The sequence below is a fragment of the Tardiphaga sp. P9-11 genome (assembly GCF_008329525.1).
Lineage (GTDB): Bacteria > Pseudomonadota > Alphaproteobacteria > Rhizobiales > Xanthobacteraceae > Tardiphaga.
Genome location: NZ_NPKQ01000001.1, coordinates 425579 through 447469, shown reverse-complemented (window position 1 = coordinate 447469; position 21891 = coordinate 425579). Strand labels below are relative to the sequence as shown.

Annotated in this window: 23 protein-coding genes; 14 read left to right on the top strand and 9 right to left on the bottom strand. The window is 60.6% G+C overall.

Features of this window, described 5'->3' with window-relative positions:
• Positions 1 to 28: 28 nt before the first annotated feature.
• From mnmE to hemJ, 3 genes are all read right to left on the bottom strand, one after another.
• On the bottom strand, positions 29 to 1363 hold the full coding sequence (gene mnmE / locus CIW50_RS02085; RefSeq protein ID WP_149529626.1) for a tRNA uridine-5-carboxymethylaminomethyl(34) synthesis GTPase MnmE: 1335 nt from the start codon (positions 1361 to 1363) through the stop codon (positions 29 to 31).
• A gap of 307 nt (positions 1364 to 1670) precedes the next feature.
• On the bottom strand, positions 1671 to 2936 hold the full coding sequence (rho, locus tag CIW50_RS02080; RefSeq protein ID WP_068730228.1) for a transcription termination factor Rho: 1266 nt from the start codon (positions 2934 to 2936) through the stop codon (positions 1671 to 1673).
• 274 nt (positions 2937 to 3210) lie between these two features.
• Positions 3211 to 3633 (bottom strand): protoporphyrinogen oxidase HemJ, encoded by a 423-nt coding sequence (gene hemJ, locus CIW50_RS02075; protein WP_149529625.1) that lies wholly within the window; start codon positions 3631 to 3633, stop codon positions 3211 to 3213.
• 472 nt (positions 3634 to 4105) lie between these two features.
• Between hemJ and CIW50_RS02070 the strand changes: the two genes are divergently transcribed.
• Genes CIW50_RS02070 through dnaQ form a run of 4 tightly spaced genes read left to right on the top strand, consistent with a single transcriptional unit; the run spans position 4106 to position 6902 of the window.
• The gene (locus tag CIW50_RS02070; RefSeq protein ID WP_149530365.1) at positions 4106 to 4945 is read left to right on the top strand and encodes a pyruvate, water dikinase regulatory protein; all 840 of its coding nucleotides are present in this window, start codon (positions 4106 to 4108) and stop codon (positions 4943 to 4945) included.
• Positions 4942 to 5550: a Maf family protein gene (locus CIW50_RS02065; protein WP_149529624.1), complete on the top strand. Its 609-nt coding sequence runs from the start codon at positions 4942 to 4944 to the stop codon at positions 5548 to 5550. Before CIW50_RS02070 ends, CIW50_RS02065 begins: the two co-directional genes overlap by 4 nt.
• A gap of 16 nt (positions 5551 to 5566) precedes the next feature.
• A complete protein-coding gene (gene coaE, locus CIW50_RS02060) occupies positions 5567 to 6166 on the top strand; it encodes a dephospho-CoA kinase (protein WP_149529623.1) in 600 nt (199 codons plus the stop codon).
• Positions 6167 to 6200: 34 nt separating this feature from the next.
• Positions 6201 to 6902, top strand: coding sequence for a DNA polymerase III subunit epsilon (gene dnaQ, locus CIW50_RS02055; protein WP_149529622.1), 702 nt, complete (start codon positions 6201 to 6203; stop codon positions 6900 to 6902).
• Between the two features lie 60 nt (positions 6903 to 6962).
• Here the strand turns inward: dnaQ and secB are convergent, their stop codons facing one another.
• Positions 6963 to 7442: a protein-export chaperone SecB gene (secB, locus tag CIW50_RS02050; protein ID WP_149529621.1), complete on the bottom strand. Its 480-nt coding sequence runs from the start codon at positions 7440 to 7442 to the stop codon at positions 6963 to 6965.
• Between the two features lie 498 nt (positions 7443 to 7940).
• Between secB and CIW50_RS02045 the strand changes: the two genes are divergently transcribed.
• The 3 genes from CIW50_RS02045 to CIW50_RS02035 are packed head-to-tail and all read left to right on the top strand — an operon-like array spanning position 7941 to position 10922.
• The gene (locus CIW50_RS02045) at positions 7941 to 8636 is read left to right on the top strand and encodes a Tim44/TimA family putative adaptor protein (RefSeq protein WP_149529620.1); all 696 of its coding nucleotides are present in this window, start codon (positions 7941 to 7943) and stop codon (positions 8634 to 8636) included.
• Entirely contained in the window at positions 8533 to 10329 is a 1797-nt protein-coding gene (gene mltA, locus CIW50_RS02040) for a murein transglycosylase A (RefSeq protein WP_149529619.1), read from the top strand. The genes CIW50_RS02045 and mltA overlap by 104 nt, the downstream gene beginning before the upstream one ends.
• The gene (locus tag CIW50_RS02035; protein WP_149529618.1) at positions 10326 to 10922 is read left to right on the top strand and encodes a Smr/MutS family protein; all 597 of its coding nucleotides are present in this window, start codon (positions 10326 to 10328) and stop codon (positions 10920 to 10922) included. Before mltA ends, CIW50_RS02035 begins: the two co-directional genes overlap by 4 nt.
• 185 nt (positions 10923 to 11107) lie before the next feature.
• Here CIW50_RS02035 and hslU read toward each other — a convergent pair whose 3' ends face one another.
• From hslU to hslV, 3 genes are read right to left on the bottom strand one after another with little or no spacing between them, the layout of a single operon-like run.
• Complete coding sequence (gene hslU / locus CIW50_RS02030) at positions 11108 to 12409, bottom strand: ATP-dependent protease ATPase subunit HslU (protein ID WP_149529617.1); 1302 nt, start codon at positions 12407 to 12409, stop codon at positions 11108 to 11110.
• 41 nt (positions 12410 to 12450) lie between these two features.
• Positions 12451 to 13062, bottom strand: coding sequence for a DUF2585 domain-containing protein (locus CIW50_RS02025; protein WP_149529616.1), 612 nt, complete (start codon positions 13060 to 13062; stop codon positions 12451 to 12453).
• Complete coding sequence (gene hslV, locus CIW50_RS02020; RefSeq protein WP_149529615.1) at positions 13059 to 13631, bottom strand: ATP-dependent protease subunit HslV; 573 nt, start codon at positions 13629 to 13631, stop codon at positions 13059 to 13061. Before hslV ends, CIW50_RS02025 begins: the two co-directional genes overlap by 4 nt.
• A gap of 199 nt (positions 13632 to 13830) precedes the next feature.
• On the opposite strand from hslV, the gene hisB reads away from it, so the two are divergent.
• From hisB to coaA, 7 genes are all read left to right on the top strand, one after another.
• Complete coding sequence (gene hisB, locus CIW50_RS02015) at positions 13831 to 14424, top strand: imidazoleglycerol-phosphate dehydratase HisB (RefSeq protein WP_149529614.1); 594 nt, start codon at positions 13831 to 13833, stop codon at positions 14422 to 14424.
• Positions 14425 to 14454: 30 nt separating this feature from the next.
• The gene (locus CIW50_RS02010) at positions 14455 to 14985 is read left to right on the top strand and encodes a DUF2628 domain-containing protein (RefSeq protein WP_149529613.1); all 531 of its coding nucleotides are present in this window, start codon (positions 14455 to 14457) and stop codon (positions 14983 to 14985) included.
• Positions 14982 to 15632 carry an imidazole glycerol phosphate synthase subunit HisH gene (hisH, locus tag CIW50_RS02005; protein WP_149529612.1) on the top strand — a complete coding sequence of 217 codons (651 nt, stop codon included), beginning with the start codon at positions 14982 to 14984 and terminating at the stop codon, positions 15630 to 15632. Before CIW50_RS02010 ends, hisH begins: the two co-directional genes overlap by 4 nt.
• Positions 15629 to 16366, top strand: a complete 738-nt coding sequence (hisA, locus tag CIW50_RS02000; RefSeq protein ID WP_149529611.1) for a 1-(5-phosphoribosyl)-5-[(5-phosphoribosylamino)methylideneamino]imidazole-4-carboxamide isomerase — start codon at positions 15629 to 15631, stop codon at positions 16364 to 16366. Before hisH ends, hisA begins: the two co-directional genes overlap by 4 nt.
• 8 nt (positions 16367 to 16374) lie before the next feature.
• A complete protein-coding gene (gene hisF, locus CIW50_RS01995; protein WP_149529610.1) occupies positions 16375 to 17136 on the top strand; it encodes an imidazole glycerol phosphate synthase subunit HisF in 762 nt (253 codons plus the stop codon).
• Between the two features lie 63 nt (positions 17137 to 17199).
• Positions 17200 to 17520, top strand: coding sequence for a phosphoribosyl-ATP diphosphatase (locus CIW50_RS01990; RefSeq protein WP_116659658.1), 321 nt, complete (start codon positions 17200 to 17202; stop codon positions 17518 to 17520).
• Between the two features lie 28 nt (positions 17521 to 17548).
• Positions 17549 to 18502, top strand: coding sequence for a type I pantothenate kinase (gene coaA, locus CIW50_RS01985; protein WP_089263094.1), 954 nt, complete (start codon positions 17549 to 17551; stop codon positions 18500 to 18502).
• A gap of 4 nt (positions 18503 to 18506) precedes the next feature.
• On the opposite strand, the gene olsB is transcribed toward coaA, so the two are convergent.
• Complete coding sequence (gene olsB, locus CIW50_RS01980; protein ID WP_149530364.1) at positions 18507 to 19457, bottom strand: l-ornithine N(alpha)-acyltransferase; 951 nt, start codon at positions 19455 to 19457, stop codon at positions 18507 to 18509.
• Positions 19458 to 19591: 134 nt separating this feature from the next.
• Complete coding sequence (locus CIW50_RS01975; protein ID WP_246664101.1) at positions 19592 to 21838, bottom strand: response regulator; 2247 nt, start codon at positions 21836 to 21838, stop codon at positions 19592 to 19594.
• Between the last annotated feature and the right edge of the window lie 53 nt (positions 21839 to 21891).

The following is a 21891-nucleotide window of genomic DNA, read 5'->3' as shown; positions in this document are numbered from 1 at the left end:
ATAATAAATATAAATGAATAAAGAAATATTACTTACCTATGCAAAAGTCTCGAAAGATGCTATCGAGAATATCCTCGACATCCACCCGCCCGAGCAACCGCCCTAATTGCTGCGCTGCAGCACGCATATCTTCGGCAACGAACTCTTCGCCTTGCTCAGCCGATGCTGCAGCATGCTGCAACAAACCCGACGTGCTGCGCAGCAAAAGACGCTGCCGCTCCCGGGTAATCAGTCCGGCCTCTCCGCTCCCGAAATATCGACCGGCGAAATCGACAAGCAGGGCCAACAATTGCGCGAGGCCATCACCGCGCTCTGCGGAGATTGCAATTAACAGGTCTGGCCCGGCCGACGCATCCCGGACCAGATCGACCTTGTTTCGGACCACCCAGACCGGCGTTTCAGATCCCGCCAGCCATTGCTCCGGATCTGACGCTCCCGCGCTGGAGTCGACCAGCCACAGGACCAAATCCGCCTCGGCCGCCCGCCTCCGCGCCCGGCGTACGCCCTCCTCCTCCACTGGATCAGCCGTCTCACGAATGCCGGCGGTGTCGATGATCGTCACCGGATATCCGTCCAGATCGAGCTGCATCTCGATGATATCCCGCGTGGTCCCCGCATGCGGCGAGACGATCGCGACGTCTCGCCGGGCGAGCTGATTCATCAGCGTCGATTTCCCGACATTTGGCTCGCCGGCGATGGCCACTACCAGCCCGTCACGCAACCTCTCGCTTCGGCCCTGCGCCGCCAGCACATCTTCGATCTCGCGATGGAGCGCCGATGCTTTTGCCAGAGCCGGTGCCATCAATTCGGCGGACACATCGCCCTCGTCGGAAAAATCGATGCCGACCTCGACCAGCGCCAGGGCTTCGATGATCTGCTGGCGCCAGTTGCGTGCCTTGTCGCCGAGCAATCCCTTCAATTGCCGCAGCGCCTGACGGCGCTGCCGGTCGGTATCGGCATGGATGAGATCGTCGAGACCTTCCGCCTCGGTCAGGTCGAGCTTGCCATTCTCGAAAGCGCGGCGGGTAAACTCGCCCGGCTCGGCCAGCCGCAAGCCGTCGATCCCCGCCAGTGCTTCAAACAAGGAAGCCAGCACTGCGCGTCCGCCGTGAATATGAAATTCGGCGACATCTTCCCCGGTTGCACTGGCCGGTCCCGGAAACCACAGCACCACCGCATCGTCGATCGGGCCGAGTTGTTCGTCCGACAGAAGAACATGGGTCGCCACTCGAGGTGTCAGTGGCCTCTTAGCGAGACGCTCCAGCGCCTGGCTGGCCTGCGGACCCGACACGCGCACAATGGCAATCGCCGTTGGCGGACGGCCGGAGGACAGTGCGTAGATCGTCTGGTCGCGTGGATGCATCGCCTATTTGCCGATGGGCTGCAGGTGGCGCAATGAGATTCTTGCGTCGCACCTACCAAGCCAAACGGGTCGTTCCGGGGCGGGCGCAGCGATAACTGCTAGTGAACCTTAGCCACTCCAATTGGAGCGGCGGGGAATCCTGAATTGTTTTGAACATCTCGGGATTCCGGGTCCACACTCTGGTTGGCTGCGCCGACCGACGTACATCCCGGAATGAAGGTTTATGAGCTCATAACAAAAAAACGCCGCTGCTTTCGCAACGGCGCTCCTTGCAAACCTGAAGCTGTTCCTACGAACAGCCTGAAACTTACGTATTCATTGAATCGAAGAATTCCGAGTTGTTCTTCGTGTTGCGGAGCTTGTCGAGCAGGAAGTCGATAGCGTCCATCGTGCCCATTGGATTGAGGATGCGGCGGAGCACATACATCTTCTTGAGCAGCTGAGGATCGGTGATGAGCTCTTCCTTGCGGGTGCCCGAGCGCGAGATATCGATCGCCGGGAAGGTCCGCTTGTCCGAAACCTTGCGGTCCAGGATGAGTTCCGAGTTACCGGTGCCTTTGAATTCTTCGAAGATGACTTCGTCCATACGGCTGCCGGTATCGACCAGCGCGGTGGCGATGATGGTCAACGAACCACCTTCTTCCACATTACGCGCGGCACCGAAGAAACGCTTCGGACGCTGCAGCGCATTGGCATCGACACCGCCGGTCAGCACTTTGCCGGACGATGGCACAACGGTGTTGTAGGCGCGGCCGAGGCGGGTAATCGAATCCAGCAGAATGACCACATCGCGGCCATGCTCGACCAGGCGCTTGGCCTTCTCGATCACCATTTCGGCGACCTGAACGTGACGCACTGCCGGTTCGTCGAAGGTCGAGGAGACGACCTCACCCTTCACCGAGCGCTGCATGTCCGTGACTTCTTCTGGACGCTCGTCGATCAGAAGAACGATCAGATAGCATTCCGGATGATTAGCCGTGATCGAATGCGCGATGTTCTGCATCAGCACGGTTTTACCCGTGCGCGGCGGCGCAACGATCAATGCGCGCTGACCCTTGCCGATTGGCGCAACGATGTCGATGACACGCGCCGAGAGATCGCGGCGGGTCGAATCTTCCAGCTCGAGGCGGAAGCGCTGATCCGGGAAAAGCGGAGTGAGGTTATCGAAATTGACCTTGTGCTTCGACTTCTCGGGATCTTCGAAGTTGAGCGTATTGACCTTCAGCAAAGCGAAATAGCGTTCGCCTTCCTTCGGGCTGCGAATATGGCCTTCGACGGTGTCGCCAGTGCGCAGGCCAAAACGGCGGATCTGCGAGGGCGAGACGTAGATATCGTCCGGACCCGGCAGGTAGTTCGCATCGGGCGACCGCAAGAAGCCGAAGCCATCGGAGAGAACCTCGACGACGCCTTCGCCGATGATGTCAGTTTCCTTGATCGCCAGCTGCTTCAAGCTTGCGAACATCAGCTCCTGCTTGCGCATGGTGCTGGCATTTTCAACCCCGAGCTCTTCCGCAAACGAGACAAGCTCGGCTGGCGTCTTGGCCTTGAGGTCCTGGAGTTTCATTTCCCGCATTGGGAGGGATCCTGTGGAAAGTCGGGGAGGGAGCGCGAGGTAGCCAAGACGGATGCGGACGCTGGAAAAGATCAGGAAAGTCCGCAGGTCTCTGGCCAGGAAGTCTTGAGCGAGGAAGGTGCTGAAGGAGCTTCAAACCTGATGCGGTGGCCGGTTCAAAAAGCGAAACCGGTACAAACCACATCCGCCTGCGTGGGGTGGGATGACGCGAATATAGAAAATCGCAGGGTGTCGCGCAAGGAGCCGAAATGGCGGTTGTGATGAGAAATTTCGCCTAGAACGGCTTCACGATCACCAAAATCACGATCAGGATCATCAAAAGCGTCGGTATCTCATTGATAAGGCGATAGAATTTTGAAGATCGTGTATTTTTGTCCTGAGCAAAATCACGCACCCGGGCGCTTAGGAAGCCATGAACGCCGGACATCAGCAGCACCAGCGTCAGTTTGGCGTGAAACCAGCCCGCACTGAACCAGTGACCTGCCCAGGCGAGATACAAGCCAAGGATCCAGGTGGCGATCATCGCTGGATTGATGATCGCCTTGAGCAGGCGACGCTCCATCAACTTGAAGGTTTCGGATTGCTTCGAGCCGATCTCCGCATCGCAGTGATAGACGAACAGTCGCGGCAGATAGAGCATGCCTGCCATCCAGGAGATGACGGCGATCACATGCAGCGCCTTGGCCCATTCATACATTCGAAAGTTCTTTCCAGCATCACTGCATCACACCGTACGTGCTGACAACGGAACATTTCACCGGAAAGCCACGTTGCAGGATGCGCCGATACAGAGCGGATCACCGCACTATCCGCAAGCCATCCTTCTCTTAAATAATATTTATAGAATCTTAGGTTTGAGTCTAAGTGACAGTGGATTGTGGCCGCCCAAAACAATCCCGGAACTGTCCCGCGCTTATGCACATCACCGCGTGATTTCCCCAAAGTCGCCTGCATGCAAGTTCAATATGCAGCGCAAGGGCTTACCGTTGTCGTGCACTGGATTATCCCAAGACAAACCGGGATAACCCCATTATCATTCAAGGCAACCTCAGAGCTTTTCCTCTTCATGAGCCCTGTGAAGAAAAAACCGAGTTATCCCGGGCCCGCCGAGGCGATGGTCGATATCCCGGAAAAGCTCCACAGAGATTCACAGGACATACACGATCATGGTGCCTACCACCGGCAGCTATTTTCATCTCCATCTGGTCTCCGATTCGACCGGTGAGACGCTGATCACGGTGGCTCGCGCCGTTGCGGCGCAATACGCGAATGTCACGCCAGTTGAACATGTCTATCCGCTCGTGCGGAGTCAGAAGCAGCTTGATCGCGTGCTTTCCGAAATCGAGGAAGCGCCAGGCATCGTTCTCTTCACGCTGCTGGAAAAAGATCTGGTCGGCCGGTTGGAAGCCAAGTGCCAGGAGATCAACAGCCCGAGCCTGTCGATCATCGGGCCAGTGATGCAGCTGTTTCAGGCCTATCTTGGTGCGTCCACCACCGGCCGTGTCGGTGCACAGCACACGCTCAACGCCGAGTATTTCAAGCGTATCGACGCGCTGAATTATTCGATGATGCATGACGACGGCCAGCACGTGGAAGGCCTCGAAGAAGCGGACGTGGTTCTGGTCGGCGTCTCGCGTACATCGAAGACGCCAACCTCGATCTATCTTGCCAATCGCGGTGTGCGCACGGCCAATGTGCCGCTCGTCCCCGGCATCCCCATTCCCCATCAGCTTGAGACGTTGAAAAATCCGCTGGTGGTCAGCCTGCACGCGACGCCGGAGCGCTTGATTCAGATCCGCCAGAACCGGCTTCTGAGTATTGGTAGCGATACGACCAATGACGATTATATCGATCGCCAGTCGGTCACGGATGAAGTGACCTATGCGCGCAAGCTGAGTGCCAAATACGGCTGGGCTTTGTTGGAAGTGACACGTCGCTCCATCGAGGAAACCGCGGCAGCCATCATGAAACTGCTGGCTGATCGACAGCGTCAGAGGATGTCCGAATGACCATTTGGCGCGGCGTGCAACCGCTGATCCTGGCGTCGCAGAGTTTAGCGCGTCGTGAGTTGTTGGCGAATGCTGGCATTACGTTTGATGCGATGCCGGCAGATATAGACGAGCGCGGCATCCAGCAGAAATCCAGTTTGACGGCGCCGGGCGAGATCGCAGCCTTGCTTGCTGAGCGCAAGGCCGCCTTTATTTCGCTGCGTCATCCCGGCCGCTATGTTCTTGGTGCCGATCAAACCCTGGCGCTGGGCGATCGGATGTTCAGCAAACCTGCCGGCCGCGAACAGGCCGCCGAACAACTCGCCGCACTTGCTGGCCGGACTCACGAATTGCATTCAGCGCTTGCCGTCGTTTGCGATGGCGCGACGTTGTTTTCCAATGTCTCCGTGGCGCATATGACCATGCGCAAGCTGGATGGTCAGGCGATCAATGCCTATCTGGATGCTGCGGGCGACAAGGTGACGGCAAGTGTCGGCGCCTATCAGCTCGAAGGACTGGGCGTGCATCTGTTCGAGCTGATCGAAGGCGATCACTTCACCATTCTTGGTCTGCCGTTGCTGCCGCTGCTGAGTTTCCTACGCGGCGAAGAGATGATCGCGATCTGATTTTGACGAGGGCTTGATGCGCGTATTGGGGTTGACCGGTTCGATCGGAATGGGGAAATCGACCACGGCGAAATTGTTCATGGAAGCCGGTGTGCCGGTCTATGACGCCGATGCCACCGTGCACATGGTTTATGACGGCGAAGCTGCACCGCTGATCGAGGCCGCGTTTCCCGGAACCACCGTGAACGGCAAGGTCGATCGCGCAAAGCTATCGCCGCTGGTGGTGCACGACGCGGCCGCGATGAAGAAGCTCGAGCAGATCGTGCATCCCCTGCTGGGCGCCTATCACAGGAAGTTCCTGGACGATGCCGAGAAATCCGGCGTCCCGGTGGCGGTGGTTGATGTGCCCCTGCTCTATGAAACTGGCGGCGAAAAACGCGTCGATGCGGTGGTCGTGGTATCGACCAATCCCGAGCAGCAGCGTGAGCGCATTCTGGCGCGCGAGGGTATGACGGCCGAAAAACTTGACGCCATTCTGGCGCGACAACTGCCTGACGCCGAAAAGCGCAAGCGCGCCGACTTCGTGGTGGATACATCGAACGGATTGGACCCTGTACGGGAGCGGATCCGTGAAATTCTCGCCGAGGCTGTTAAGATGCCGCAACGGCGGCCCTGATCGCCCACTTTGATTCGATAACCGGCTGACAACGATGCGCGAAATCGTCATGGATACCGAAACCACCGGCCTCGATCCCCTCCGGGGCGATCGGTTGGTGGAAATCGGTTGCCTCGAAATCTTCAACCGGATGCCGACCGGCCAGACCTTCCATGTCTACGTGAATCCCGAGCGCGACATGCCTCAGGAAGCGTTCAACGTACACGGTCTGTCTGCCGAGTTTCTCTCGACCAAGCCGCTGTTCCACGAAGTGGTCGACGACTTCATGGCCTTTATCGGCGATTCACCGCTGGTCATTCATAACGGCATGTTCGATCTCGGCTTCATCAATGCCGAACTCGACCGCATCAAGCGCCCGCCAGTGCCACGCGACCGTCTTGTCGATACGCTGCTGCTGGCGCGCCGCAAGCATCCCGGTGTGTCGAACAAGCTCGACGATCTCTGCGCCCGCTATGCGATCGATAATTCCCGACGCACCAAGCATGGCGCGCTGCTCGACTCCGAATTGCTGGCGGAAGTCTATATCGACCTCATCGGTGCCCGGCAGTCGCAACTGATCCTGGCCGATGAAGCGCCTGCGCAGCGCACCGGTAGCATCAATGATGCCCCGCGCCGCCAGCGCGAGATCGCGCTTGCCCCGCGCGTGACCGAAGCTGATCGCACCGAACACCGCGCCTTTGTCGCGACCATGGGCGAAAAGGCGATCTGGAATGAATTTCTGGGACCGGCTTCGTAAAACGAAAATGGCCGGGACAAGCCCGGCCATGACGTAAACTGGTTAGTTAAACCGCTGAACTTAGTTCGACTTGCCAGCCTCGACCTGAGCCTGGCGTTCCATGTTCTGGCGATACAGACCGACGAAATCCACCGGATCGAGCATCAGCGGCGGGAAGCCGCCATCGCGCACTGCAGTGGCGATGATCTCGCGCGCAAACGGGAACAGTAGGCGCGGGCATTCGATCATGATCAGCGGGTGCAGGTTTTCCTGCGGCACGTTGACGATGCGGAACACGCCGGCATAGGCCAGCTCGAACGAGAACATCACCGAGCCGGCGTTCTCGGCCTTGCCCTCGACCGACAGCGTCACTTCATATTCGCTCTCGGAGAGATTGTTGGCGCCGACATTGATCTGGATGTTGATGTTTGGCTGCTGGGCCTGCGGTGCCAGCGAGGCCGGCGCGTTCGGATTCTCGAAGGAGAGATCCTTGGTGTACTGCGCCAGTACATTGAGTTGGGGGGGGGACTGCTCCGGAGGGGTACCGTTGCCGTTTGCCATCGAAAGTTCTCCTGAAGCGCTGCCGGGCGGGTGGAACCGGTTCGTCGCGGGCCTCCGCACGAACGGTCGAATGAGGTGATCGCGGCGAGTGGCTATCATAGGCCTGCGGCACTCCACAAGGATGCCCCGCCACAACTTGGACGCTAGAAAATCGCTGGTTTGATCCACCACTTGGACATGCAGGCGCAAAACCGGTCATATTCGTCCCGAATTCGCGTTAAATGACTGAAAGTGCGGGTTTTCCTCGCCGGATCCGATTTCCTCGGTCGGACAAACACGCTAGAATTTATAGAAGCGGTCGAGGCTGCCGGCGCGAAGGCCGCTTTGCCGCAGCCCGACACGATGGCGCGCCATTGGCTGGGCTTAGTTTCATGTCTACATGAGGCAGGCTGGCCCGTGACGCGATCTCCCGACCTTGCGGGAGCCGATTTCAGAACCGCGATGGGCGGCATAGTCTTCCGCCGGGCATGCCCGGCACCGATCAGAAAGCAATAAGACGTGGACATTTACACCATCATCTTCCTGGCACTGGCGGTCTTCATTTTCATCCGCCTGCGCAACGTGCTCGGACAGCGCACCGGCGGGGAGCGTCCGCCCTTCGACCATGCTGCGCGTGATGTTTTGCCGCCCGAAGGCAACGTCGTGCCGATGCCCGGTGGTCCCGTCGACCAGGCAGCGCCGGCCCCCGCTGCGGACGTTTCTCCCGCCGAGCGCTGGAAGGGCATTACCGAACCGGGAACGCCCCTCGCGACCGGTCTCGATGCCATCGTGGAACAGGATTCGTCGTTCGATCCGCGTCATTTTCTCACCGGCGCCAAGGGCGCCTACGAGATGATCGTGCTGGCCTTTGCCAATGGCGATCGCCGATCGCTGAAGGATCTGTTGTCGTCTGAAGTGTTCGACAGCTTCGACGCGGTCATCAAGGACCGCGAGAAGAACGAGCAGAAGACCGAGACCCGTTTCGTATCGATCGACAAGGCCGAGCTGGTCGGCGCCGAAGTGCGCGATCGCGCGGCCCAGCTCACTGTGCGTTTCGTCTCGCAGATGATCTCGGTGACGCGCGACAAGACCGGCGCGGTGGTCGACGGTAATGCCGATAAGGTCAGTGACATCACCGACGTCTGGACCTTTGCTCGCGATATCACCTCGCGCGATCCGAACTGGAAGCTGGTTGGCACCGGCAGCGTGCAGTAACGCTGCCAGGCTCGGCCGGCTTGCCGCGCTGTGCGTGATAGCTGCTGCGTTGGTTCCTGTCTCAGCGGACGCACGACTTCGGCGTCACGCCGAGCACGTCAAGAACGATCCCGCAAAATTTGTGTATGTCCCGCGGCATAATCCACCGCGGGAATGGCCGTTCGAATTCACCGGCAGCCAGTATGAACCCGTTGCCTTTGCCGATATTGCCGGTTGGCGCGAGGACGATCACCTCCTCGCCTTCCAGGCGTTTCGTACAAGCTGCAAGCCGATCGTTGCTCAACGCAATCCGCCAACTGATTCGAAGGCGCTCGGCGCGACGCTCCGTGATCCCTGCCGTGCAGCCAGGAGCGCCGATATTTCCGATGGCGCCAAGGCCCGCGCTTTCTTCGAAGAGCATTTCCTGCCGCTGCGAATCTCGCGTCTCGGCGAACCCGAAGGTTTCGTTACCGGTTACTACGAGCCGGTGATTGACGGCTCCCGTACGAAGACCGACGTCTATACCGTTCCGGTATATCGTCGGCCCTCGAATCTGTTCGTGCGCGGCTATAGCCAGTCATCCGCCAGCATGCCGAATGGCGGCGATGTGTTTCGCAAGATCGGCCGCCGTAAGCTCGTACCCTATTACGATCGCGGCCAGATCGAGGATGGCGCCATCGCCGGGCGCGGGCTCGAAATCGTCTGGCTGAAGAGCCAGACCGATCTGCTGTTCACGCAGATTCAGGGCTCGGCACGCGTGCGCCTCGAAGACGGCGGCACGGTGCGGATCAATTACGATGCCCATAATGGCTATCGCTACACGCCGGTCGGCCGCGTGCTGATCGATCGCGGCATTATTCCGCGTGAGCAGATGTCGATGCAGCGTATCCGGCAATATATGGAAGAGAACCCGGACGCTGCGAGCGAACTGCGTCGGCAGAATCGATCCTATGTGTTCTTCCGTGAGGTGCAGCTGTCCGACAAGGACGAAGCCGTCGGTGCGCAAGGCGTGCCGCTGACGCCTGGCCGCTCCATCGCCGTCGACAAGTCACTGCATGTCTATGGCACGCCGTTCTTCATCGAAGGCGATCTGCCGATCGAGTCCGACATGGCAAAGACGCCGTTTCGACGCCTCATGGTTGCGCAGGACACCGGCTCGGCCATCATCGGTCCGGCACGTGCTGATCTGTATTTCGGAGCCGGCGCCGAAGCAGGCAAAGTTGCCGGCCGCATGAAAAACGCCGCGCGTTTCGTGATGCTGGTGCCGAAGAGTCTCGATCCCTCCAGGCGTGGCCATCACATGCCACTCCCCGACGCGCGGCCATCGGCCGAGATAGCAAAGCTATTTCCGCAGACCGCGCCGAAGCCTGCCGAAGCACCGAAGGTCGAAACTTCCGCGATAGATAACAAGGCTGCAGCAAAGCCGGATGCCGTGGCAGTAAAGCCCACGGTGTCGGCCGTGACAGCGCCATTGCCGGTCGCGAGACCGGCTGCGGTCGTGCCCACCCCGGCGATGCCTCGACCAGCGGCAACGACAGTGCCGTTGCCGGAAGCGCGGCCTGCAGTCGCGCCTGAGGTAAAGCCCCAGGTAAAAAGTGAAGTAAAGACGGAGGTAAAAACTGAAGCGAAGGCGAAGCGTGCCAAATCCCGGCACCGCGTGTACCGTCGTACACCGAAGCAGCCGCAGTCACTCTTCCGTTTCCCCTGGCAATGAAGCGTTCACGTCCACCGCAATTACCCGATCCGCCTGCTCCACGCCGTCGCCGCGTACTGAGCGAGGAGGAGCATGCATTGTGGGACAGCGTCGCCAAGCAGATCAAGCCGCTGCGTAAGAAGCCGCGCGTCGCGAAAGTGCAAACCGTAACGGAAGACGTGCCGGTCGCAGCAAAGCCCCCAGTGTCGCGCAAGCCGTTGGCGTCCGCGATACCTGTTCAAACATCAAAACCATCTCCGCCACCAGCGCCGCCTTTGGCGCCGATCGGCCGGCGCGAGCGCTCGCAACTGTCTCGCGGTCGGAAAGAAATCGATGCCCGCATCGATCTGCACGGGATGACGCAGACGCGCGCGCACGGTGCTCTGTCTGCCTTTCTGCATCGGGCCAGTCATGATGGCATGACTTTCGTTCTGGTGATCACCGGCAAGGGCCGCACAGTGGGTCCTGAGGCAGAACGCGGCATTCTCCGTCGCCAGGTGCCGTTGTGGCTAGGGCTGCCGGAGTTTCGTTCTTTGGTGGTGGGATTCGAGGAAGCGCATATCGGGCATGGCGGGGCCGGTGCGCTGTATGTGCGGATCAGGCGGGCAAGGTAGCCACAAACTCGTCATTCCGGGATGCAGCTAAGGCGGCGGAGCCGACTGAAGTGCAGACCTCAGCTACTCCAATTGGAGTGGCGGAGAATCTCGCTGTAATTGGGCCGCACGAGGTTCTGGGTTCGCGCAAGAGCGCGCCCTCAGCCACTCCAATCGGAGTGGCGGGGAACGACGAGATTGGCGAACTACAAAATAAACCGGCTCAGATCCGAATTCTTCGCGAGATCGCCAACATGCTTCTGCACATAGGCCGCATCGACGCGGATGGTCTCGCCATTGCGATCCGGAGCCGCGAAGGAGATCTCGTCGAGCACGCGCTCCATCACCGTCTGCAGACGCCGCGCGCCAATGTTTTCGACGGTTGAGTTCACGGCGACGGCAACATCCGCCAGCGCATCGATGGCATCGTCGGCGAATTCCAGCGTAACGCCTTCGGTCTGCAGCAACGCCACATACTGCTTGATCAGCGACGCCTCCGGCTCGGTGAGAATGCGGCGCATGTCATCACGGGTCAGCGCATTGAGCTCGACGCGGATCGGCAGACGGCCCTGCAATTCCGGCAAGAGGTCGCTCGGCTTGGCAATATGGAATGCACCGGAGGCGATGAACAGGATGTGGTCGGTCTTCACTGCGCCGTGCTTGGTGGACACTGTCGTCCCTTCGATCAGCGGCAAGAGATCGCGCTGAACGCCTTCGCGCGAGACTTCGCCGCCGCTGCGACCGTCGCGCACGCAGATCTTGTCGATCTCGTCGAGAAACACGATGCCATTGTTTTCGACGACCGAAATCGCCTCCTGCACCAGCGCATCGCTGTCGAGCAGTTTGTCGGCTTCCTCATTCACCAGCGGTTCATGCGCATCTTCCACGCGCAGGCGGCGGGTCTTGGTGCCCTTGCCCATCTTGCCGAAAATATCGCCAATCGAGATTGTGCCCATCTGCGCGCCGGGCATCCCCGGGATTTCGAACATCGACGGGCCGCCGGACGACTGCACCTCGATCTCGATTTCCTTGTCGTTGAGTTCGCCGGTACGAAGTTTTTTGCGGAACGACTCTTTCGTAGCCGCGCTCGCGGTGGCGCCGACCAGCGCATCGACCACGCGATCCTCAGCGGCGAGCTGAGCCCGAGCCTGAACATCCTTGCGCTTGCGCTCGCGGGTCAGCGAGATCGCGACCTCGACGAGGTCGCGGATGATCTGCTCGACGTCGCGGCCGACATAGCCGACCTCGGTGAACTTGGTGGCCTCGACCTTGATGAATGGCGCGCCGGCGAGCTTCGCCAGACGGCGTGCGATCTCGGTCTTGCCGACGCCGGTGGGCCCGATCATCAGAATGTTCTTCGGTAATACTTCCTCGCGCAGCGACCCGGTTAGCTGCAGGCGCCGCCAGCGATTGCGCAGCGCGATCGAGACCGCGCGTTTGGCATCGTGCTGGCCGACGATGAACCGGTCGAGTTCGCTTACAATTTCGCGGGGAGAAAAGTCAGTCATGTCACTCTACGTAGGTTGAGAAGGGCGTTGGGACAAGCGGATCAGATAATGGATGGCCCGGCCTGCCAGGTGCGGATCGCTTCAAATGGATGAATCAGCATGATCACGTTCAAAGTGAGATTGTCGCGAATGTGCAGCCCGACCAGAACCTCGAACAAAAGCGCAATCGCGACTGTAGCAGTGACCGGTAGCTTCCGGGCAAGAATGAAGCCGGCGATCATCGACAGCGTGTCGGCCAGCGAGTTGACGATGCTGTCGCCGAAATAATCCAGCGACACCGTTCCGGCGCGGTAACGCTCGATGATCCAGCTCGAATTTTCCAGCAGCTCCCAGCCGCCTTCGATGAGCATCGCAATGATCAGGCGTGCGATCCAGGACAGACGTGGAAACAGCAGCCAGGTGGCGGCGTAAAACAGAAAGCCATGAATGATGTGCGAGAACGTGTACCAGTCGGTGAGGTGCTGCGAGTTCTCCGAACTCAGCACCACGCCATGCCAGAGCTTTACATAGCCGCAAGCGCAGATAGGCAGTCGGCCCATGGCGTAAAGAAGTGCGGCCTGCAGTGCGAGCAGGCCGACCGCAATTAGGGCGCCCTGCTTGACCGTGAGACCGGTGACGGACGGCGCGCGGGTATCGTGACCCGCGACGGTCATGCCTCCAGCATTTCCAGCGTCACGTTGCGGTTGGTGTAGACGCAGATGTCGGCGGCGATATCGAGCGACTTGCGCACGATGGTCTCGGCATCCTGATCGGTATCGACCAGCGCCCTTGCCGCTGCCAGCGCGTAATTGCCGCCCGAGCCAATGGCCATCACTCCGGCTTCCGGCTCCAGCACGTCGCCGGTGCCGGTGAGCACCAGCGAGACGTCCTTGTCGGCGACGATCATCATGGCTTCCAGCCGGCGCAGATACCGGTCGGTGCGCCAGTCCTTGGCGAGTTCGACGGCGGCCCGGGTCAATTGGCCAGGATACTGCTCCAGTTTGGCTTCCAGTCGCTCGAACAGAGTGAAGGCGTCCGCAGTGGCGCCGGCAAAGCCGCCGATCACGTCGCCCTTGCCCAGTTTACGGACCTTTTTGGCGTTGGATTTGATGACCGTTTGGCCGATCGAGACCTGGCCGTCGCCGCCGATCACAACTTTACCGCCCTTCCGGACGGTCAGGATGGTGGTGCCGTGCCAGACCGGGGACTGGTTATCGTGGGAGGCGGAATAAGATGCGTTCATATTGACCCTTTGGAGCCCTCTTGAGTGCCTGATCTAGGCACGGACGCCGGCCGTTGCAAATCCGGCTCATGAGGCCGATCAGCGCGGATTCCGGTCACCATAGGCGGAAAGATCGGTCCGGAATCGGCTCTCCCGCGGTAGCGAAGGTGTCATCTCCCTGTTAAAAGGACGCGTTTTCAGCAGGCGGAGAGGCGTTTTCATGCGCACGGCGACAATCAAGCGCAAGACCAAGGAAACCGATATCGAGGTCTCCGTGAACCTCGACGGCACCGGCGTGTCCAAATCGACCACCGGAATTGGCTTCTTCGACCATATGCTCGATCTGCTCGCTCGCCATTCCCGCATCGACATCACCGTCAAGGCGGTCGGCGACCTCCACGTCGATTACCACCACACCACCGAGGATGTCGGCATTGCGCTCGGCCAGGCGGTCAAGCAGGCGCTCGGCGACATGGCCGGGATCACCCGCTATGCCTCGGTCTACATGCCGATGGACGAAACCCTGACCCGGGTGGCGCTGGATATTTCCGGGCGGCCGGTGCTGGTGTTCAAGTCCGCCTTCCCGACCCAGAAGATCGGCGAGTTCGATACCGAGCTGGTGCGCGAATGGTTCAACGCCTTCACGATGCAGGCGGGCGTGACTTTGCACGTCGAAACCCTATATGGCGAGAACAGCCATCACATCGCCGAATCCTGCATCAAGGGTCTGGCGCGGGCGTTGCGGACGGCCGTTGCCATCGATCCGCGCAATGCCGGCGAAGTGCCATCCACCAAGGGTCAGCTCGGCGGCTGATCGCCTCTACGGTTCCGGGCGGAGTTTGCCATGCCGGTCTACACAGTTCACGCACCTCGCGGTGCCGACCCTGAGCCGTTTTCAGCGACGGACAGGTTTGAGTTCGTGCGCGATGGATTCCATTTCTGGGCCTTCGTCGCCGGACTGATCTGGCTGATCTATCACCGCCTTTGGTGGGCGCTGCTCGGCTATGTCGTGTTGTCGGTTGCGGGCGAAGTCGCGCTGTCGATGCTGCAGGTCAATATCGGCGCCCGTTTCGTCGTGATGCTGTTGTTCGCGCTGCTGATGGGCTTCGAGGCCGCCAGCCTGCGACGCTGGACTCTGTCGCGCGGTAAGTGGCGTCAGCTCGATGTGGTCGTCGCGGATAACAAGGATGCTGCCGAACGTCGCTTCTTCGATCGCTGGACCGCGCAGCACAACGCCGTCAACGACCAGTGGGCGAGCGATCGCGGCGGTCCGCCGCCGACCCGTCACGTGCCCGGCCAAGCATTCTCGCGCCCGCCGTCTCCGGCACAAAACGACATCATCGGGTTATTCCCGCAACCGGGAGTGACACGGTGAGCGTTGCCATTATCGATTACGGCTCCGGCAATCTTCACTCGGCCGCGAAGGCGTTCGAGCGCGCTGCGCGCAGCATGGACGTGCCCGAGAAAATCATCGTCACGCGCGACCCCGAAACAGTGTTCCGTGCCGATCGCATCGTGCTGCCCGGCGTCGGTGCGTTCGCCGACTGCCGTCGGGGACTCGACGCGCTGGATGGCATGGTCGAGGCCATGACCGAAGCGGTGCGCGACAAGGCCAGACCCTTTTTCGGCATCTGCGTCGGCATGCAGTTGATGGCGACCAGGGGCAAAGAGCACGTCACGACCGACGGGCTGGGCTGGATCGCCGGCGATGTCGAGAAGATCAAGCCGCGTGAAGAAAACCTGAAAATCCCGCATATGGGCTGGAACACGCTCGATATGGTGCGTGAGCACGCCGTGCTGGAGCGCCTGCCGCTCGGGCCGAAGGGCCGTCACGCCTATTTCGTGCACTCCTATCACCTGAATGCCGCTAACGAAGCCGACGTTCTGGCGCGCGCTGACTACGGCGGTCCCATCACCGCCATCGTCGGCAAGGACACCGCGATCGGTACGCAATTTCATCCCGAAAAGAGCCAGCGCTTTGGCTTGGCCCTGATTTCGAACTTTCTGAAGTGGAAGCCGTGATTCTCTTTCCTGCCATCGATCTGAAAAACGGCCAGTGCGTTCGCCTCGAACAGGGCGACATGGCGCGCGCCACTGTGTTCAACCTCGATCCCGCCGCACAGGCGCGCGACTTCGAGACGCAGGGCTTCGAATATCTCCATGTCGTCGATCTCGACGGTGCCTTTGCCGGCAAGCCGATAAATGCGCAGGCTGTGGAGTCGATGCTCGCGACCGTCAAGATGCCGGTGCAGCTCGGTGGTGGCATTCGTGATCTCAAGACGGTGGAGGCCTGGCTCTCCAAGGGCATTACCCGCGTGATCATCGGTACCGCCGCGGTGCGCGATCCCGCTTTGGTGAAGGAAGCCGCGAAGAAATTTCCAGGCAAGGTTGCCGTCGGCCTCGACGCCCGCGCTGGAAAGGTCGCAGTCGAAGGCTGGGCAGAGACCTCGACCGTCACCGCGCTGGAAATCGCGCAACGCTTTGAAGATGCCGGCGTCGCCGCCATTATCTTCACCGACATCGCGCGCGACGGTTTGCTCAAGGGGCTTAATCTCGATGCCACCATCGAACTCGCCAACGCGATCTCGATTCCCGTCATCGCCTCGGGCGGCTTTGCTTCCATAGAGGACGTGAAAGCGATGCTGGAGCCGCGTGCCAGGAAACTCGAAGGCGCGATCTCCGGCCGTGCGCTCTATGACGGTCGGCTCGATCCGGCGGAAGCGCTCGCTTTGATCAAGCAGTCACGGGCGGCATAGGAGCTGGTATGTTCAAGGTGCGCGTGATTCCCTGCCTCGACGTCAAGGACGGACGTGTGGTCAAGGGCGTCAACTTCGTCGACCTGCGCGATGCCGGCGATCCCGTCGAGGCGGCGATCGCCTATGATGCCGCTGGCGCCGACGAACTCACTTTCCTCGACATCAACGCCACCCACGAAAACCGCGGTACCATGATGGATGTGGTGCGTCGGACCGCCGAAGCCTGCTTCATGCCGCTGACGGTCGGTGGTGGTGTGCGGACGGTGGACGATATCAAGACGTTGTTACGCGCTGGTGCTGACAAGGTCTCGATCAACTCTGCGGCAGTCGCTAACAAGCAGTTCGTCAAGGAAGCCGCCGAGAAATTCGGCGACCAGTGCATCGTGGTCGCCATCGACGCCAAACGGTCCGGCTCGCGCTGGGAGATATTTACCCATGGCGGTCGCAAGTCGACCGGCATCGATGCTATCGAATTTGCCCAGGAAGTCGTGTCACTCGGTGCCGGTGAAATCCTGCTCACTTCGATGGACCGCGACGGCACCCGCTCCGGCTTCGATATCGAACTGACCCGGGCCATCGCCGACAGCGTCGGCGTACCGGTCATCGCCTCGGGGGGCGTCGGTAATCTCGACCATCTGGTTGAAGGTATCAGGAGCGGCCACGCCACTGCGGTGCTGGCGGCCTCGATTTTTCACTTCGGGGAATTTACCATTCGCGAGGCCAAGGATCATATGGTCCGGGCCGGGCTGCCGATGCGGCTCGACCCCTAGTCACTCGACCCGTAAGTCAAAGTCTGGCAGGAGTTCGCGCTGCCCAGCCAACAAGGCGCCGAAATGGCTTTTACGCTTCACGATCTCGCCGACACCATCGACGCCCGCGCGGCGGCGGGTGGCGACGCGTCCTATACCCGCAAGCTGCTCGACAAGGGCGCCGAGCATTGCGCCAAGAAATTCGGCGAAGAGGCCGTCGAGACAGTGATCGCGGCGGTCGAGAACGATCGCACCAATCTGATCAATGAAAGTGCCGACCTGCTGTTTCATCTGCTCGTGCTGCTGAAGGCGCGCGGCGTGACGATCCAGGAAGTCGAGACTGCGCTCGGACTGCGCACCAATATGTCCGGACTTGAAGAGAAGGCTTCGCGCAAGAGCGAGTAGCAACATAGATCAACACGGGGACCGCTTCATGGATATGCGGGCAGACCAACAATACAATCCCTATCGGAACTTTTCGCGCGAGCAGTGGGCCAAACTGCGCGACGATACGCCGATGACGCTGGAGGCCGGCGAGATCGCCGCCCTGCGTTCGATGTATGATCGCCTTGACCTGCGCGAGGTCGAAGAAATCTATCTCCCGCTGTCCCGCCTGCTCTCGATCTATGTCACGGCGACGCAACGTCTGTACTACGCGCAGCGCAAATTCCTCGGCATCGAGGATCGCAAGATGCCGTATATCATCGGCGTCGCCGGGTCGGTGGCTGTCGGCAAGTCGACCACCGCCCGCGTGCTGCAGGCACTGCTCGCAAGGTGGTCGCCGCGCCCGAAAGTCGATCTCGTCACCACCGACGGCTTTCTCTATCCGAATGCGGTGCTCGAGCGCGAAGGTATCATGCAGAAGAAGGGCTTTCCCGAAAGCTACGATCTGCCGACGCTGCTGCAGTTTCTCAGTGACATCAAAGCCGGCCGCAACGCCGTCCGCGCGCCGGTGTATTCGCATCTCACTTACGACGTGGTTCCAAACAAGTGGGTCGAGGTCGACCAGCCCGACATCCTGATCGTCGAAGGCGTCAACGTGTTGCAAACCGGCCGCTTGCCGCGTGACGGCAAGGCGGTGCCTGTGGTGTCCGACTTCTTCGATTTCTCGGTCTATATCGACGCCGATGAACCAGTGCTGCGCGACTGGTATGTGCGTCGCTTCCTGGCGCTGCGCGACACCGCATTCCACGATCCGCGATCCTATTTCAATCGCTACGCGCTGCTGTCGGACGAAGAAGCGACGGCGACGGCGCTGGCGATCTGGGAGCGCACCAATCTGGCCAACCTCGAAGACAATATCCTGCCGACGCGCCCGCGCGCGACGCTGATCCTGAAAAAGGGCGCGGACCACGTGGTGGAGAACGTCGCGCTGCGTCGGCTGTAGGCGATTACGCCGCGTGGCGTGAGGCGTCCGTGCTGAAGTGCTCGATATAGCGGGCGCCGATCGAGGTCACCGGCATCACGATCAGGACATCGGTGGTGCCGAACTGATGATCGATCACGGCGCCATCGCCAATCATGGCGCCGATGCGAAGATAGCCCTTGATCAGCGGTGGCAGCGCACGGAGCGCCGCCTTGGTGTCGATGGCATCGGCGGCCATCCGGTTCATTTCGACATAGCGCGACGGATGCGCGCGGGCGCGCCAGGCTTCGGGCGCGCGCGCATTGTGGTGCAGGAACGACAGCGGCAATGCCAGACGATCCGGATCGGTGCCTTCAAAGCTGGCGCAACCGATCATGACGTCAAACTTGTTCTGTCGCACATAGCTCCAGATGCCCTGCCACAGCAATTCGACGGTGCGCTTGTTGCGGTAGCGCGGCAGCACGCAGGAGCGACCGAGTTCGAGAAAGCGCAGACCCGCATGGCGCTCGATCATCCCCGACAGATCGAATTCGCTATCGGTATAAAAGCCTCCGTTCTGCATGGCTGCCTCATGGCGTAGCAGGCGATAGGTGCCGACCACCGGCTGTTTGCCTGATAGCGTGGGCTTGGCATCGTGATCGACGACGAGAAGGTGATCGCAGATTTTGTCGAATGCATCCTTGTCACGGCGTGCCAGCATGGTGGCCGCGTCGGCGATCGCGGTGCCGTTCTTGTAGAATACCTTATAGCGCAGGCGCTGCGCGCGCTTCACGTCGCGCTTGTCCTGCGCGAGGCGAACTTCGAGCGGGCCCATCCGACCCAGCGTACTCGTGGCGATCGGAATGCCGTTGGCGGGATGGAGATGCAGCGGCGGCTTGAACCAGGTGATCGCAGTCTGCGCGGCGGCGCTCATGTTCTGGGGCCGCAACATCTGCATGAAACCCTGCTTCGGTCGCACCAGTTCGTTGCCGTGCATGGCCATCCCCAACTCAATCGCCTTGTGCCGCGGCATCACGCGAATCATCGATGCGGCCTATCCGCACCAGACATCACGGGCGCTCAACAGCCGTGTGACGGGCGTGTTGCGGGGGTATGACAGCGAGAGTGGAGCTAGGCGGCGATATGCCGCGATGTAGCAAGTCCCTTGAGGGCTTCGGCGAGTTTATCGCGATCCAGCGGCTTCATCAGGAAGCCGTCCATGCCGGCCTCGAAACAGGCGTAGCGATCTTCCACCAGCGCGTTTGCAGTGAGTGCGAGGATCGGCGTGCGCCTGACGCGCTGACCGGCCTCGCGCGCGCGAATGCGTTTGGTAGTCTCGATGCCGTCGAGCTTCGGCATCTGGATATCCATCAGGACGAGATCATAGGGCGTGCCGGCGGCGTCGGAGGCGAGCCAAGATTCCAGCGCCTCATCGCCATTGGTAGTAACGACGGGCTTGTGGCCAAGTCGCGTCAGCAGCGAGCGCATCAGCAGTGCGTTGATCTCATTGTCTTCGGCAACGAGAATCGAAAGGCCGCGTGCCGTCGCCTCTGCCGATGCCGGTGCGACGAGATCATGTTCCTGCAGATCATCGGCGGAGATCGCCGGTGAGTCGGTCTGCAATGTCAGGCGCGCAGCGAGCGAGGCAGCACGTAGCGGTTTCACCAGATAGCCGGTGAAAGCGCTCGGCGCCGCGGGCTGCAATTCATGACGCATCGCAGGCGTGAACATGACGATCCGCCGCAGCGCGTGCGAAATCGCAGCGTTGGCAAGGCGTTCGGAAGCTTCCGCGCCAAGAGCGCGATCGATCATGACGGCATGCCACGAACGCTCAGGCAGCAGTGCTTGCGCGACGGCGAGATCGGACACGGTGCAGGTCTGTGCCCCCCAGCGCCCGAGTCGCAAGGCCGTCAGCGAGGCCTCGATGGTTTGCGGCGCCACCAGCATCACCGAAAGGTCGGTGAGATCGGGTGCCACAAAGGTCGCGGTGCCGCTGTCGGATGCGGCAAGCGGGATCAAGACTCCAAAGGTTGAACCGGCGCCGAGCTTGCTTTCAAGTGTAATGCGGCCGTTCATGCGCTTGACGATGCGCTCGCTGATGCTGAGGCCAAGACCGGTTCCGCCATAGTGGCGCGCAGTGCCCTCGTCTGCCTGTTCGAATTCGTGGAAAATGCGCTGCTGTGCATCCGGCGCGATGCCGATGCCGGTATCGCGTACCAGGAAAGAGATTTCGTTCGGCCAGATGCCGGGCTCGACGATCAGCGCTACGCCGCCCGTCGCTGTGAACTTGATGGCATTGCCGGCGAGATTGAGCAGTACCTGGCGTAATCGCGCTGCATCGCCCATGACCGTCAACGGGAGTCGCTCGTCGATATAGGCGGCGATCTCGATATTGCGGGCCTGCGCGCGCGGCGCCAGCAATTCCGTGATGTCCTCGATCAATCCAGCGAGTGCAAAGGGCCGATGTTCCAGATCGATCTTACCGGCCTCGATCTTGGAGTAATCCAAGAGCTCCTCGATCAGCGACAGCAGCGCATCGCCGGATGTCTTCACGGCTTTGGCGTAAGTGATCTGTTCGGGCGTCAGCGGCGTATCGAGCAGCAAGCCGCTCATGCCTAGAATGCCGTTCAGTGGCGTGCGGATTTCATGGGACGCCATGGCCAGGAAACGTGACTTGGCGCGGTTGGCGGCATTGGCATGATCGCGCGCTTCACCAAGGGCGCGCTCGGTCTGGGTACGGTCGGTGACATCGCGGCCGACGCATTGCAATTCGGCGGGCTGGCCTGCATCGATCCGCACCAGACCTTCGCGCCAGGCGATCCAGCGCGGCCCGGTCGCTGTGGCGATCTTTTGATCGTGTATGCTGGTGCCATTCGACTCATTGGCGATGTCGCCCTGCTCCAGCAGCGTGAGCTCGAAACGGCTTCCGAGCAATATCTCGCGCGATCGTTCCGCCAGCGCACAATAAGCATCGTTGACGAAGGTGATGCAGCCTTCGTTGTTGCGGATCACGATCAGATCGCCTTGCGCTTCGAACAAGCTGCGCGCGCGCTCTTCGGCTTCCTTCAATTCCCAGTTTCGATCGACCAGGGCTTCGTTATGCGCAGTCAGTTTGCGCATCCGCTTGCCCATGAAGCGCATGCGGATGCTCATGGTTGCCAGGGCGACACAGGCCAGCGCGAACAGGAAGCTGGCGCCGATCGCAAAAGCGTGCGGGTCGTACCCAGAGTCTTTCGAAGTCGAAGCTGAGATGAAACCATAGGCGCCACCGAAGGCAGCCGAGAACATCACGAGGGAGCGGATGACGAAAGCAAGCCATGGAAAACGGCGCGTGAAGCGGCGGAAGTAGACCTTGATCCGGAATACACCCTTCGCCACAGATCGGTACTCCGGCTTGGTCACATCAAGGCTCGCAATTGCACGCGACGACA

Bases quoted from the DNA above. Each gene is read 5' to 3' on its own strand.
- mnmE (WP_149529626.1), bottom strand. From the start codon at position 1,363: ATGCATCCACGCGACCAGACGATCTACGCACTGTCCTCCGGCCGTCCG.
- rho (WP_068730228.1), bottom strand. From the start codon at position 2,936: ATGCGGGAAATGAAACTCCAGGACCTCAAGGCCAAGACGCCAGCCGAG.
- hemJ (WP_149529625.1), bottom strand. From the start codon at position 3,633: ATGTATGAATGGGCCAAGGCGCTGCATGTGATCGCCGTCATCTCCTGG.
- CIW50_RS02065 (WP_149529624.1), top strand. From the start codon at position 4,942: ATGACCATTTGGCGCGGCGTGCAACCGCTGATCCTGGCGTCGCAGAGT.
- coaE (WP_149529623.1), top strand. From the start codon at position 5,567: ATGCGCGTATTGGGGTTGACCGGTTCGATCGGAATGGGGAAATCGACC.
- dnaQ (WP_149529622.1), top strand. From the start codon at position 6,201: ATGCGCGAAATCGTCATGGATACCGAAACCACCGGCCTCGATCCCCTC.
- secB (WP_149529621.1), bottom strand. From the start codon at position 7,442: ATGGCAAACGGCAACGGTACCCCTCCGGAGCAGTCCCCCCCCCAACTC.
- mltA (WP_149529619.1), top strand. From the start codon at position 8,533: ATGCCGATAAGGTCAGTGACATCACCGACGTCTGGACCTTTGCTCGCG.
- CIW50_RS02035 (WP_149529618.1), top strand. From the start codon at position 10,326: ATGAAGCGTTCACGTCCACCGCAATTACCCGATCCGCCTGCTCCACGC.
- hslU (WP_149529617.1), bottom strand. From the start codon at position 12,409: ATGACTGACTTTTCTCCCCGCGAAATTGTAAGCGAACTCGACCGGTTC.
- CIW50_RS02025 (WP_149529616.1), bottom strand. From the start codon at position 13,062: ATGACCGTCGCGGGTCACGATACCCGCGCGCCGTCCGTCACCGGTCTC.
- hslV (WP_149529615.1), bottom strand. From the start codon at position 13,631: ATGAACGCATCTTATTCCGCCTCCCACGATAACCAGTCCCCGGTCTGG.
- hisB (WP_149529614.1), top strand. From the start codon at position 13,831: ATGCGCACGGCGACAATCAAGCGCAAGACCAAGGAAACCGATATCGAG.
- CIW50_RS02010 (WP_149529613.1), top strand. From the start codon at position 14,455: ATGCCGGTCTACACAGTTCACGCACCTCGCGGTGCCGACCCTGAGCCG.
- hisF (WP_149529610.1), top strand. From the start codon at position 16,375: ATGTTCAAGGTGCGCGTGATTCCCTGCCTCGACGTCAAGGACGGACGT.
- CIW50_RS01990 (WP_116659658.1), top strand. From the start codon at position 17,200: ATGGCTTTTACGCTTCACGATCTCGCCGACACCATCGACGCCCGCGCG.
- coaA (WP_089263094.1), top strand. From the start codon at position 17,549: ATGGATATGCGGGCAGACCAACAATACAATCCCTATCGGAACTTTTCG.
- olsB (WP_149530364.1), bottom strand. From the start codon at position 19,457: ATGCACGGCAACGAACTGGTGCGACCGAAGCAGGGTTTCATGCAGATG.